This window comes from Salipiger sp., assembly GCF_059781815.1.
The window spans coordinates 15752-29134 of record NZ_JBYNAH010000034.1 but is presented as its reverse complement, the minus strand read 5'-3'; the positions used below and the strand labels follow the sequence as shown (position 1 = coordinate 29134).

Here is a 13383-nt window from a genome sequence, read left to right as displayed (position 1 = left end):
TGCAATAGCGCGCCATCAGCCGGGTCAGCTGGCCCAGCGTCTCCTCCGGGCGCTGGCGCGAATGGGTGACGAGATCGGCGACCCGGTATTGCAGATCGTCCGAGACCACCACGAGGCTCAGCCCGGCGCCGCCGGTGGCGTCGGGCAGGATCGGCGCGATGGTGAGATAGGCCGGGCGCGGCAGCCCGCTGATGCGCGAGAACTCGCCCCTCTCGGCCAGCGCCTGATCCTCCGGCGAGAGCGGCGTGATGATGATGCCCTCGGGCGCGACGGCGCCGCGCGACAGCGTGTTGTAGAGCAGCATGCCGTTGCGCTCGGCTTCGGTGAGATAGCTGCTCCAGCGCGCCTGTGTCACGCCCCACATGGTCGCCACGATCAACCCCGCCGCCATCGCCGCGAACATCAGGAGCGCGCCGCTGTCGCGCAGGCTGAGGCCCCAGCGGCTCACGTGTCTTCCGAGGTCACGTCGGCGGCAAAGACATAGCCCACGCCGCGCTCGGTGCGCAGCATCTGCGGATCCTTGGGCGCGGCCTCGATCTTCGAGCGAAGGCGGCCCACCAGCACGTCGATGGCGCGACCATGGGCCTCGTCATGCGGATCGCCCTCGCCGGTCACGTCGAGCGCGGCGGCGATCTCCTCGCGGGTGAGCGGAATGTGCGGATTGGCGAGGAAGGCCTGCAAGAGCGCCGTCTCGCGGCGTGACAGCGCCACCTGGTAGCCGGCGGGCGAGAGCACCTCGTTGCGCTTGGCGTCATAGCTCCAGCCGTTGAAGCGGAAGGTCTTGGTGCGCCGCCGGTAGGCCAGCGAGGCCGAGCGCCCGGCCCGCGCCAGCACCGCGCGCACCCGCGCCAGCAGCAGATCGGGGTTGAACGGCTTGGCGATGTAATCGTCCGCGCCGACCTCGTATCCCGCCATGCGCTGGTGATCCGCCGACAGCGCCGAGACCATGATGATCGGCACGTCCTGATCGCGGCGCAGCCGGGCGCAGATCTCGAGCCCGCTCTCGTCTCCCAGCATCACGTCGAGCAGGACGAGGTCGATGCGCCCCGCCGACATCGCCGCCTCGATCTCGGAATGCGAGGCCGCGCCCAGCGCCATGAAGCCGTTCTTCCGGAGAAACTCGGTCATCATGTCGCGCATCTCGTCATCGTCATCGACAACCAGCAATCTCGAGATGCTCACATGACCCTCCTTCTTTGCGCCTCGTTGGGCTGCGGCTTGCTAGCACGTGCAAGCAAAATCCGCGAGCCTGTAACAGGTTGTAACAGGATTGCCCAAAATCTCATCCTGTGGGCGCAAACAGCCCGCGCAATACTCTTGCGCGAGTCAGTTCACGAGGCGCAAAATTACGTCGGAGCTGCCGGATCGGCAGTCTAGTTTGGGAGGACTACACCATGAAATATACCACTCTGGCCGCGATTTCGTCGCTGGCCCTCTCCGTTGCGACCATCGGTCATGCCGAGCCTCAGGCCGAGGTGCTGCACTGGTGGACCTCGGGCGGCGAAGCCAAGGCGGTCGGCGTCCTGCAGGAAGAATTTGCCGAGAACGGCGGCACCTGGACCGACATGCCGGTCGCAGGCGGCGGCGGCGATGCGGCGATGACCGCGCTGCGCGCCCGCGTGCTCTCGGGCAACGCGCCCACCGCCGTGCAGCTCAAGGGCCCGGCGATCCAGGAATGGTACGAGGAAGGCGTTCTGGCCGACATCTCGTCGGTGGCCGAGGCCGAAGGCTGGGCCGACGTGCTGCCCGCCTCGATCGCCGCGCACATGAAGTGCGAGGACACCTGGTGCGCCTCGCCGGTGAACGTGCACCGCGTCGACTGGATCTGGGCCAATGCCGAGGTGCTCGAGGCCAACGGCATCGAGATGCCGACCACCTGGGACGAGTTCAACGCGGCGGCTGAAAAGCTTCAGGAAGCCGGCGTGATCCCGCTCGCCCATGGCGGCCAGGCCTGGCAGGACGCCACCGTGTTCGAGACCGTGGTGCTTGGCCTTGGCGGGCCGGAGTTCTTCCAGAAGGCGCTTGTCGATCTCGATCCCGAGGCGCTGACCTCCGACACCATGAAGGCCTCGTTCGACCAGATGCGCACCCTGCGCGGCTATGTCGACGACAACTTCTCGGGCCGCGACTGGAACCTCGCCACCGCGATGGTGATGAACGGCGAAGCCGCGTTCCAGATCATGGGCGACTGGGCCAAGGGTGAATTCCTCGCCGCCGGCAAGGTGCCGGGCGAAGACTTCCTCTGCTCGTCGACCCCCGGTGACGGCTACCTCTACAACGTCGACAGCTTCGCGATGTTCAACGTCGACGGCGACGACAAGAAGGCCGGTCAGGACCTGCTTGCCAAGCTGATCGTCGGCCCGAACTTCCAGAAGGTGTTCAACATGAACAAGGGCTCGATCCCGGTGCGGACCGACGTGTCGCTCGACGAGTTCGACATGTGCGCCCAGAAGTCCTCCGAGGACATGACTGCCGCGTCCGAGTCCGGCGCGCTGCTGCCCTCCTATGCCCACGGCATGGCGCTGCGCGGCGCTCAGGCCGGTGCGATCACCGACGTGGTGACGGCGCATTTCAACTCGGACATGTCCTCTGACGAGGCGGTCCAGATGCTTGCCGACGCGGTCGCCAACTCGATGTAATCCGGGGGCTTCTGCCCCTCACCAGACCAAGACCCGTCCCGCCCCGTTTTTCGGGGCGGGACATTCAGGGGAGGACAATATGGCCAAGTGGTTCGAAACCCATTTGCCAAAGATCGTGCTGGCGCCCAGCTTCATCGCGATCCTGATCTTCGTTTACGGCTTCATCGCATGGACCGCCTGGGTGTCTCTGACCCGCTCGCGCCTGCTGCCGAAATACCAGATCGAAGGCTTCATCCAGTACGAGCGCCTGTTCGACTCGCCGCGTTGGGACACGGCGATGAACAACCTCTACATCTTCGGCGGCCTGTTCATCGGCGTGTCGATGATCCTCGGCCTGATCCTCGCGATCCTGCTCGACCAGCAGATCCGCGTCGAAGGGGCGATCCGCACCATCTATCTCTACCCGATGGCGCTCTCGATGATCGTCACCGGTACGGCGTGGAAATGGATCCTCAACCCGGGCCTCGGGCTCGAGGCGATGGTCAAGGGCTGGGGCTACGAGAACTTCACCTTCGACTGGCTGGTGAACCCGGACATGGCGATCTATACCGTCGTGCTGGCGGCGATCTGGCAGAGCTCTGGCTTCGTCATGGCGCTGTTCCTCGCGGGCCTGCGCTCGGTCGATACCGAGATCATCCGCGCGGCGCAGATCGACGGCATCCCGACATGGCGCGTCTATGTCTCGATCATCATCCCCTCGATGGCGCCGATATTCCTGTCGGCCTTCATCGTGCTCGCCCACCTCGCCATCAAGGCCTTCGACCTCGTCATCGCCCTGACCGGCGGCGGACCGGGCTACGCCACCGACCTTCCCGCAACCTACATGTACGCAATGGCCTTCTCGCGCGGTGACATCGGCCAGGCCGCGGCCTCGGCGATGATCATGATGCTCGTCGTCTTCGCCATCGTGGTTCCCTATCTCTATTCCGAACTGAGGGCGCGCAATGACTGACGTCTCCGCAACCCCCGCCACCGTCGCCTCGGAGCGCCCGAAAGGTCGTTCCTTCGGCAAGATCGCCCTGCGCTGGCTGCTCTACATCGTGCTTGGCCTGTTCGCGCTCTACTACCTCATGCCGCTCTTCGTGATGGTCACCACCTCGCTCAAGAGCCTCGAGGAGATCCGCACCGGCGACCTGCTGTCGCTGCCGCGCGAGCTCACCTTCGACGCCTGGCGCACCGCCTGGTCCGAAGCCTGCACCGGCATCCAGTGCGAAGGGGTGAAGCCGTATTTCTGGAACTCGGTGATGCTCGCCGTCCCGGCGGTTCTGATCTCGACCCTGCTGGGCGCGATGAACGGCTACGTGATCGCGCAGTGGCGCTTCCGCGGTGCCAACATCATCTTCGCGCTGATGCTCTTCGGCTGCTTCATCCCGTTCCAGGTGGTGCTGCTGCCGATGGCACGGATGCTCGGCATCATGGGCATCGCCGGCACCATCCCGGGGCTGATCTTCGTGCACGTGATCTACGGGCTCGGCTTCACCACGCTGTTCTTCCGCAACTACTATGTCACCATCCCGGTCGAGCTGGTGAAGGCCGCCAAGGTCGACGGCGCGGGCTTCGTGCGGATCTTCTTCGCGATCTTCCTGCCGCTCAGCATCCCGATCATCGTGGTCAGCGTGATCTGGCAGTTCACCCAGATCTGGAATGACTTCCTGTTCGGCGTGTCGTTCAGCCAGGCCGGCACCCAGCCTGTCACGGTTGCGCTCAACAACATCGTCAACTCGACCACCGGCGTGAAGGAATACAACGTCGACATGGCCGCCGCGATCATCGCCGCCCTGCCGACCCTCCTCGTCTACATCGTCGCTGGCAAATACTTCATCCGCGGTCTCACCGCCGGCTCCGTCAAAGGATGACCCAAATGGCCCCGATCCTCGAAATCACCAATCTCTACAAGAACTACGGCGCGACCGAGGTGCTGAAGGACATCAACGTCTCGATCGACAAGGGCGAGTTCCTCGTGCTCGTCGGCCCCTCGGGCTGCGGCAAGTCGACCCTGCTCAACTGCATCGCCGGCCTCGAGCCGATCTCGGGCGGCACGCTCAAGATCGACGGTCACGACATGACCCATGTCTCGCCCAAGGACCGCGACATCGCCATGGTGTTCCAGTCCTACGCGCTCTACCCGACGATGAGCGTCGCCAAGAACATCACCTTCGGCATGAAGGTGCGCGGCGTCGATCCCGAGACCCAGAAGAGCAAGCTCGCAGAGGTGGCCCGCCAGCTCCAGATCGAGCCCTTCCTCAATCGCCGCCCCGGCCAGCTCTCGGGCGGTCAGCGGCAGCGGGTGGCGATGGGCCGGGCGCTGGTGCGCGATCCCAAGCTGTTCCTCTTCGACGAGCCGCTGTCGAACCTCGACGCCAAGCTGCGCGTCGAGATGCGCACCGAGATCAAGACCCTGCACCACAAGCTCGGCGCCTCGATGGTCTACGTCACCCACGACCAGATCGAGGCGATGACGCTGGCCACCAAGATCGTGGTGATGAAGGGCGGCATCATCCAGCAGATTGGCACGCCTTCGGAGATCTACAACCGCCCCGCCAACCTCTTCGTGGCCGATTTCATGGGCTCGCCGGCGATGAACCTGATCCCGGCCAAGACAAGTCGAGGCAGCGGCGGCACGATGATCGAGATTCAGCGCCCGGACCTCGAGCCGATCCGGCTCGTAGATCCGCGCGCCGAGGGCCTCCCGGCAGACATCATCCTCGGCCTGCGCCCCGAGGATATCTCGGAGCCCGGGTTCCGGGTCGGCGAGCTGGTGCAGGAAGCGCCCTGCAAGGTCGAGATCGTCGAGCCCGCGGGCGCCGACACCTACGTGCAGACCCGGCTTGGCGGCAAGCCCCTGACCGCGCGCCTGCATTCCGAGACCGAGGCGGCGCCGGGCACGGTGCACAACCTCGCCTTCGACCTCGCCAAGGTCTCCTACTTCGCGCCCGAGACCGGCGAACGGATCAACTGATCCTCGCGGGTCGGCGCGCCAGGTGCCGCCCCGACGCCCGCCGGAGAGGATCTCCGCCCCCTCGCCTCATCGAATGTCCAACCGCTGCTTGACCATCGCTGCCCGGCGGGGAACCATCGCCCGCGACCGACCGCGGGAAAGTGCATGCCTTTCCGGATCGACGACACCGACCATCCGAAGAGGCCCAGCCCATGACCCCCCAGCTTCCCGCCGCCCTCACCGATGCCGGCGCCACGGATCTCGCCGCCGCGCTGCGCGCGCGGCAGATCTCGGCCCGAGAGCTGATGACGGCAGTGCTCGACCGCATTGACGCCACCAACCCTCAGGTCAACGCCATCGTCACCCTGCGCCCGCGCGACGAGCTGCTCGCCGAGGCCGAGGCCATGGACGCCGAGCCGCATCCCGGCCCGCTCGCCGGTCTGCCGATCGCGGTGAAGGACCTCGTGGCGACCAAGGGCATGCGGACCACCTACGGCTCGCCAGTCTTTGCCGATTTCGTGCCCGCCGAGGATGATCTCGTGGCCAGGCGCCTGCGCGAGGCCGGGGCGATCCTGATCGGCAAGACAAACACCCCCGAATGGGGCCACGGCTCGCACAGCTTCAACGAGGTCTTCGGCGCCACCCGCAATCCCTACGATTCCACGCGCAGCGCCGGAGGATCCTCGGGCGGTGCGGCGGCGGCGCTGGCGGCGCGGATGCTGCCGCTCGCCGACGGCTCGGACATGATGGGTTCGCTGCGCAACCCCGCCGCCTTCTGCAACGTCTACGGCTTCCGCCCGAGCTGGGGGCTGGTGCCACCGGATGCGGGCGGCGACACGTTTCTCACGACACTGGCCACCGAGGGCCCGATGGCCCGCAACCCGCGCGACGTGGCGCTGCTGCTCTCGGCGCTTGCGGGGCCCAACCCCGAGGTGCCCTTCGGGCGCGCGGCGGAGGACTATACCGCCCGCTTCGGCGAGGGGCTGAAGGGCAAGCGCATCGGCTGGCTGGCCGACTGGGGTGGCGCCTACGCCACCGAGCCGGGGATCCTCGAGACGGTGGAGGCGGCGCTGAAGGTTTTTGAGGAGCTCGGCGCCATCGTCGAGCCGGTCTCCGCCCCCTACCCGGCGGAAAAGCTCTGGTCCTCGTGGATCACCCTGCGCGCCGCGCTCAACGCAGGCGCCAAGCGCGACCTCGCCGCCGATCCGGCCAAGCGCGCGCTCACCAAGCCCGAGTCGCTGTGGGAGATCGAGCAGGGGCAGGGGCTCAGCGCCGAGGCGGTCTACGAGGCCAGCAAGACCCGCTCGCTCTGGTATCGCCGCGCCGCGCGGCTGTTCGAGACATACGACGCGCTCGCCCTGCCCAGCGCGCAGGTCTGGCCCTTCCCGGTCGAGTGGCGCTGGCCCGAGGAGATCGCGGGCCGCAAGATGGACACCTATCACCGCTGGATGGAGATCGTGGTGCCGGTGAGCCTTGCCGGTCTCCCCTGCCTCGGGATGCCCGCCGGCTTCTCGCAAGACGGCCTGCCGATGGGGATGCAGCTCTTCGGCGCCACCGGCAGCGACGCGGCGCTGCTGGCGATGGGCGATGCCTATCACCAGGCGACCGATTGGCCGAACCGGCGCCCGCCGCAGCTCTGATCAGCGCGCCTGCGCCACGATCCAGGCCACCGCCTCGGGCAGCAGCCGTGAGGTGGCGCTGTCGAAGGCGGCAACGACGATGTCGGGTTCGGCCGAGGCCGCCAGCTCGGTAGCCTCGAAACTCCGCGTCGCCACAACGCGGGCATCGCCTTCGCGCACCACGCGGAGCACGAAGCGCACCCGCACGAGCCCGGCCTCGTCCCCCTCGGTGGCCTCACCCTGAAAATCCGTCAGCTCGCCCAGCACCGCATAGTCCGCGCGCGGCCCGACCGGGCGGCGGCTGACCGACCCCAGCGCGCCGGTCTCGGAAAGGCTGCGCACCAGCATGGTCTGCAGCATCGCCGGCGCCGGATCGGCCCATCGCACGCCCGGCAGGTACTGCGCCTGCAGCGCCGAGGGCCGGATCATGATGCGCTCGGTCGCGAGCGAGCCGCTGGCGATCGGCTCTTCGACGATCACCTCGACACCACGCCGCGCGCCGCTTTGCGCCACCGGGGGCGTGCGCAGCTCGTAGACCTCGAGCGGCGTCGACGCCTTGTCGAGCGCGGAAAGCGCGCCACAGCCCGACAGGGCAGCGGCGAACAGGAGCGGGGAAAGGCGCAGCATGAGGGTCATCTCCTTATCGCCCAAATTCCGGGGCGCGCCGGTCGAGCAGGAAGCGGCTCGGGTCGCGCCGCAGGCTCTCGACCAGGGCATCGAGGTTGTTGATCAGGGTGCGGGTCTCGACCGCCAGCCGCCCGAACTGCGGCAGCGCATCGGTGGCGAAGGCGCGCACCGCCGGCGCGCTCTGGTCCACCGCCGTCTCGATCTCGGCAAAGGCCGCCTGCGCCGAGCGGCTGGCGGCGCGCAGCTCCTCGGTCACGCCCGGCACCTCGCCTGCGACCTGCGCCACCGCGCTTTCAAGCTGCGCCAGGGTCGAGCGCAGGCTCTCGGCGATGCCCGCCACCTCCTCGTTCATCACCCGGTCAGCGCCCTGGAAGGCGGACTCGGCGGCGCGCAGGGCGCGGTCGCCGGTCTCGAGCGCGGCGTTGATGGCCGAGAGCGTGTCGTTGGCATTGGTGAAGGTGACGCGCACGCTGTCGAAGGTCTCACCCGCGTTGCGCGCCAGATCGTCGAGCTGTCCGGAGGCCGAGGATAGATCCTCGCCCACGCGTGAGACCACACCCGAGGCGGTCTCGGTGGCGCTGCGGATCTCGGCGATGATCGCGGGAAGGTCGGTTTCGGCCACCGCGCCAACCTGCCGGATCACCTCTGTCGCCTCGGCGGTGGCGGCGCGCAGCTCGTCGACCAGCGCCGCGCCGTCGCCGGCGATCAGCGTATCGAAGCCCTGCGCCGCGCCCTCGACGCTCTGCATCGCCGTGCCGATCCCGGCGATCATCTCGTTGGTGGCCGCCAGCGTCTCACGCGCCTCGGTCAGACGCTCTGTGGCAGTGACGCCGGTTTCGGTGAAGGTCTCGACCAGCCCGCCGGCGCTCTCGGAAAGCGCGGCGAAGCGCGTCTCGATATCCGCCACCGAGCGCTGCAGCTGTTCCGTCGCCGGGCCGAGCTGCTCGGTGACATAGCGCTCGGCCGAGCCGATGGCGCTGTCGGCGCGCTCCAGCGTGCCGCCGCCCTGCTCCAGCACCCCCCGCGCCTCCTCCGAGAGATCGCGAACCGAGACCACCGCCTCGCGCACATCCGCCAGCGTCGCCGAGGCGTCGCGGCTGACCGAGTCGAGCGTGTCGTTGAAGCGGTCGATCTGCTCGGCAAAGCTGGAGACCGACCCGCCGACGCGCGAGAAATCATCCAGCGCCTGCGCGAAGGCGACCGAGGATTCGTCGATATTGTCGAGGATGCTCTGCACCTTGGCCTGATTTTCGTCCCCGAAGAGCTCGCGCACGTCCTGCACCGCGCGCAAGGTTTCCGCGACCAGCTTGGGCGCGTCCTCGGTGAGCGATTGCAGCACCGACTGGCCGGCCTCGATGCTCGGCACGGACTGCTCCGAGACCTCGCTCAGCAGCGGCGCATCCGGCGTGCCGGCAGACAGGCCCACGTAGGACACCCCCGTCACGCCCTGCGCTTCGATGGTGGCGACGCTGTCGCTGCGCACCGGCGTGTCGGCACCGATCTCGATGCGCACCCGCACCCTGCCGTCGCGCTCGGGCGACAGGCGCACATCGACGACCTGCCCCACCGGCAGCCCCGAAAAGCGCACGTCGGACGCGTCGGACAGGCCCGAAACGCTGGGGAAATCGATGTCGTAATAGGCGAACTGACGGTCGAGCTGGATATTGGCGAACCACACGAAGGCCGCCAGCATGGCGAGAAAGCCCGCCAGCGTGAAGGCCCCGATCAGCACATAGTTGGCGCGGGTCTCCATGCCTCAGCTCTCCGTATCTGTCGCGGTGCCGGCAAACGCCGCCCGGGCGCGCGGCCCGTGAAAATACTCGCGCACCCACGGATCGTCGACCTCGAGCATGTCGTCGAGGCTGCCGGTCACCAGCACGCGGCGCTCCGAAAGCACGGCGATGCGGTCGCAGATCGCGTAGAGCGTGTCGAGATCGTGTGTCACGAGGAAAACGGTGAGTCCCAGAGAGGTGCTGAGGTTTCGGATCAGCGTATCGAAGGCCGCCGCGCCGATGGGGTCAAGCCCTGCCGTGGGCTCATCGAGAAACACCACCTCGGGATCGAGCGCCAGCGCCCGCGCAAGCCCCGCCCGCTTGCGCATCCCGCCCGAAAGCTCCGAAGGGTAGAGATCGCCCGCGAGATAGGGCAGCCCGACCATCGAGATCTTCAGATCCGCCAGCTCGCGCCGGATGTCGGGGGCCAGCCCCGGCACCGCCTTCATCGGCACCTCGATATTCTCGCGCACGGTCAGCGACGAGAACAACGCGCCATCCTGAAACATCACCCCCCAGCGGTCGTCGAGGCTGTCGCGCCCGGCCCCGTCGCGGGCCAGTACGTCGACCCCAAACACGTCGATCTCGCCCGCCGCCGGGGTTTGCAGCCCGGTGATGGTGCGCAGCAGCACCGACTTGCCAGTGCCCGAGCCCCCGACCACGCCGAGGATCTCGCCGCGATAGACGTCGAGGTCGAGGTTCTCGTGCACCACGTGGGTGCCGAACTGGGTCTTCAGCCCGCGCACCCGGATCACCGCTTCGCGCTCTGCCTCGGTCATATGCCCACCTTCGCGAAGAACACCGAGAACAGCGCGTCGGCGAGGATCACCGCAAAGATCGCCGCCACCACCGCGCCCGAGGTCATCCGCCCCAGCGACTCGGCGTTGCCCTTGACCTGCATGCCCGCGTGGCAGCCCACCACACCGATGATCAGCGCGAAGGCCGGTGCCTTGACCAGCCCGACGAAGAGATGCCCGACGCCGGTGCCCTCGATCAGCCGCGTGACGAACATCGACGGCGAGATGCCAAGCTCGAGCCACGCCATCAGTGCGCCGCCGAAAAGGCCCATGAAATCGGCGATTAGTCCGAGGATCGGCAGCATCAAGAGCAGCGCGAGGATGCGCGGCACGAAAAGCATCACGCCGGGGTCGAGCCCGAGCGTGCGCATGGCGTCGATCTCCTCGCGCATCTTCATCGAGCCGATGGCGGCGGTGAAGGCCGAGGCGGTGCGGCCCGCCACGATGATCGCGGTCAGCAGGATGCCCAGCTCGCGCAGCACCGAGATGGCGATCAGGTCGACCACGAAGACCTCGGCGCCGAACTGTCGCAGCTGCTCGGAGCCCTGGAAAGCCAGCACCACGCCGATCAGGAACGACATCAGCGCCACGATCGGCACGGCGCGCAAGCCGACATCCTCGCAATGCGCCACCAGCGCGGTGAGGCGGAACTGAGAGGGATGGCGCAGAAGCCGCCCGAGCCGGGCGAGGAACAGGCCCAGAAAGCCGGTCAGGTCTGCGAAATACCTCGCGCCCCCGACCACCGCCCGGCCAGTCTGCTCCAGAAGCGCCTCGAGACCACGCGCCGAGGCGGGTTTCTCCGTGCGGCGTGGCATGGCCTGCCGCACGTTCTCGAGCAGAAGGCCCGTGGTCTCGCTGGCGTTGCGCAGGCTGACCGCCGTGCCGGTCGCCTCCACCCGGGTTTGCAGCTCGGTCAGCAGCCACGCCCCTGCAGTGTCGACTCGCTCGACCGCAGCAAGGTCGAGCACCAGCGGGCGGTCGAAGCTCATGGCGGAGAGGCGGTCGCGCAGCGCGCTCACATTGCGGATCGACAGCGTGCCGGAGAGGCTCAGCACCGCCTCCGCCGCCGTCTCGGAGAGATCGAGCTCGATCCGTCCCTGTTCCGCCATCTGCCTCGCCTCTGCTCCGGCACCGACCAGGCGGCCCTTTCGGATCGCGGGAGGGGAGGACGCCGGGATTGCCACGCTCGATCCTGCGCCCCGGTCACCGGGCCGCAGCATCCCGAGCAAGGTATCGTCTCTGAGGGAGGCGGCAACCGGTGTTTGCACCGATGCACCATGCGGCAACTCGAAGCAGCGGCTGGGCGCCGATCGTCAGCCCATGAACGCCTTGCGCAGCATGTTGAGCGCCACGAGGATCAGAAACGCCCCGAAGAGCTTCTTGAGCGGCGCCGGGTCCATGGCGTGGGCCAGCTTCACGCCCAGCGGCGCGGTCAGCAGCGTCATCGCGATCACCACGAGGAAGCCCGGCAGGTTCACCGCGCCGAGGGTGAAGGGCGGGCGCGAGCCCGGCTCGATGGTCAGCAGCAGGAAGCCCACCGCCGAGGGCACCGCGATCAGCACGCCGAAGCCGGCGGCGGTGGCCACGGCACGGTGGATCGGCACGTTGTGCAGACTCATCAGCGGCACGCCGAAGCTGCCGCCGCCGATGCCCATCAGCACCGACAGGAAGCCCACCGCAGGCGAATAGATGTATTGCTTGCCGCCGCTCGGCATCGCCTCGGCCAGCCGCCAGCTGCGCTTGCCGAAGGCCATGTAGGCGCCGATCACCAGCGCCAGCACCCCGAAGATCACCTGCAGGCTGGTGGATTTCAGCGCCGAGGCGGCGAGCACGCCGACGATGGCGCCGATCACGATGCCCGGCGCCCAGCCCTTGAGGATCTCCCAGTCGACCGCGCCCTTGCGGTTGTGACTGACCACCGAGCGCAGCGAGGTGACGATGATCGTCGCCAGCGAGGTCGCGAGGCAGACCTGCATGGTCTGCGGCCCGTCATAGCCCAGCGCCTGGAAAGTGAAGAAGAAGGCCGGCACCAGAACGATGCCCCCGCCGACGCCCAGAAGACCCGCGAGCACGCCCGCGAAGCCTCCGATCACCACCATGAAAAGCAGCAGTTCCAGCGTCAGCGTCAAATCGGGCATGTGGGTCTCCAGAATCGGTTATGCGGCAACGGCGCGGATCACTCCGCCCGGCGGGCAAGGATGTCGGTCAAAACGATGTAGGACGAAGCCACGTGGCTGCGCATCAGCCTCCGGGTGGTCTCTGCGTCCTGCGCGAGGATGGCTTCGGTGATGCCACGATGCTCGGCGCGCGAGGTCTCGAGCCGGGTGGCATCTTCGTGGAAATTGGCGGCGCGCCACGCCAGCGTGCGCAGGTTCATCTCGTCGAGCGTGGCGGCAAGGATCGCATTGCGCGCCCCGGTCTTGATGGTGTCGTGGAAGCGGGCGTTGATCTCGCCATAGGCCTCGGGGTCGTCGCAGGCATGGCCCTCGGCGAGAATCGCCTCGAGCTTGCGGCGCTCGATCTCGCTCATCCGGTTGGCGGCCAGCGCCGCAAGCGCGCTCTCGACCTCGCCCGCGGCCTCGAATAGCTCGGCCAGGTCATCCGGCGCCATCTGGCGCACGAAGAAGGCGCGCCGCGCGCCGCGCTCGGCAAGGTTCGCCTGCTCCAGCCGGTGCAGCGCCTCGCGCACCGGGGTGCGGGATACGCCGAATTGCTCGGCCAGGGTCTTTTCCACCAGCGGCTCGCCCGGAGGCATCCGCCCGGCAACGATGCCGTCGACCAGTGTCTCGAAGATATTTTCTGCCGTCCGAATAGACATCTGTCGTCCGCCTCCCATGTTTGGGGTACTTTTATCTTGCATATGTATACATGTCGTCGCAAGTTGAATTCATAAGAACGTCGCATGATTAGGGAGACATCGACAAAAACGCCTCGAAACCAGACCGGGGCGGGCGAGATCCGGAGCCAACCGGGCCGCAGCGAAGGCACTGG

12 protein-coding genes and 1 pseudogene are annotated in these 13383 nt (G+C 67.6%); 5 read left to right on the top strand and 8 right to left on the bottom strand.

Annotation, left to right across the window (positions count from 1 at the left end; genetic code table 11):
• Both AC6RA4_RS06115 and AC6RA4_RS06110 read right to left on the bottom strand, forming a co-directional pair.
• Window positions 1–448: pseudogene (locus tag AC6RA4_RS06115) on the bottom strand (sensor histidine kinase); the annotation flags it as partial.
• The gene (locus tag AC6RA4_RS06110; protein ID WP_500158423.1) at window positions 445–1182 is read right to left on the bottom strand and encodes a response regulator transcription factor; all 738 of its coding nucleotides are present in this window, start codon (window positions 1180–1182) and stop codon (window positions 445–447) included. The gene AC6RA4_RS06110 and the pseudogene AC6RA4_RS06115, both read right to left, overlap by 4 nt.
• A gap of 212 nt (window positions 1183–1394) precedes the next feature.
• Here AC6RA4_RS06110 and AC6RA4_RS06105 point away from each other — a divergent pair, with 212 nt between their 5' ends.
• The 5 genes from AC6RA4_RS06105 (at window position 1395) to AC6RA4_RS06085 (ending at window position 7217) form a co-directional block, all read left to right on the top strand.
• Window positions 1395–2639 carry an ABC transporter substrate-binding protein gene (locus AC6RA4_RS06105; RefSeq protein ID WP_500158421.1) on the top strand — a complete coding sequence of 415 codons (1245 nt, stop codon included), beginning with the start codon at window positions 1395–1397 and terminating at the stop codon, window positions 2637–2639.
• A gap of 79 nt (window positions 2640–2718) precedes the next feature.
• On the top strand, window positions 2719–3591 hold the full coding sequence (locus tag AC6RA4_RS06100) for a carbohydrate ABC transporter permease (RefSeq protein WP_222603399.1): 873 nt from the start codon (window positions 2719–2721) through the stop codon (window positions 3589–3591).
• Window positions 3584–4495, top strand: coding sequence for a carbohydrate ABC transporter permease (locus AC6RA4_RS06095; RefSeq protein ID WP_500158418.1), 912 nt, complete (start codon window positions 3584–3586; stop codon window positions 4493–4495). The genes AC6RA4_RS06100 and AC6RA4_RS06095 overlap by 8 nt, the downstream gene beginning before the upstream one ends.
• A gap of 5 nt (window positions 4496–4500) precedes the next feature.
• Window positions 4501–5598 carry an ABC transporter ATP-binding protein gene (locus AC6RA4_RS06090; protein ID WP_500158416.1) on the top strand — a complete coding sequence of 366 codons (1098 nt, stop codon included), beginning with the start codon at window positions 4501–4503 and terminating at the stop codon, window positions 5596–5598.
• 191 nt (window positions 5599–5789) lie between these two features.
• Window positions 5790–7217, top strand: coding sequence for an amidase (locus AC6RA4_RS06085; RefSeq protein ID WP_500158414.1), 1428 nt, complete (start codon window positions 5790–5792; stop codon window positions 7215–7217).
• Here the strand turns inward: AC6RA4_RS06085 and AC6RA4_RS06080 are convergent, their stop codons facing one another.
• From AC6RA4_RS06080 to AC6RA4_RS06055, 6 genes are all read right to left on the bottom strand, one after another.
• Window positions 7218–7823, bottom strand: coding sequence for an ABC-type transport auxiliary lipoprotein family protein (locus tag AC6RA4_RS06080; protein WP_500158412.1), 606 nt, complete (start codon window positions 7821–7823; stop codon window positions 7218–7220).
• Between the two features lie 13 nt (window positions 7824–7836).
• Window positions 7837–9576: an MCE family protein gene (locus tag AC6RA4_RS06075; RefSeq protein ID WP_500158410.1), complete on the bottom strand. Its 1740-nt coding sequence runs from the start codon at window positions 9574–9576 to the stop codon at window positions 7837–7839.
• A gap of 3 nt (window positions 9577–9579) precedes the next feature.
• Entirely contained in the window at window positions 9580–10374 is a 795-nt protein-coding gene (locus AC6RA4_RS06070) for an ABC transporter ATP-binding protein (RefSeq protein WP_500158408.1), read from the bottom strand.
• Window positions 10371–11501 (bottom strand): ABC transporter permease, encoded by a 1131-nt coding sequence (locus AC6RA4_RS06065; RefSeq protein WP_500158406.1) that lies wholly within the window; start codon window positions 11499–11501, stop codon window positions 10371–10373. Before AC6RA4_RS06065 ends, AC6RA4_RS06070 begins: the two co-directional genes overlap by 4 nt.
• A 204-nt stretch (window positions 11502–11705) precedes the next feature.
• Window positions 11706–12530, bottom strand: coding sequence for a sulfite exporter TauE/SafE family protein (locus AC6RA4_RS06060; RefSeq protein WP_500158404.1), 825 nt, complete (start codon window positions 12528–12530; stop codon window positions 11706–11708).
• A gap of 38 nt (window positions 12531–12568) precedes the next feature.
• The gene (locus tag AC6RA4_RS06055; RefSeq protein WP_500158402.1) at window positions 12569–13210 is read right to left on the bottom strand and encodes a GntR family transcriptional regulator; all 642 of its coding nucleotides are present in this window, start codon (window positions 13208–13210) and stop codon (window positions 12569–12571) included.
• Window positions 13211–13383 lie beyond the last annotated feature (173 nt).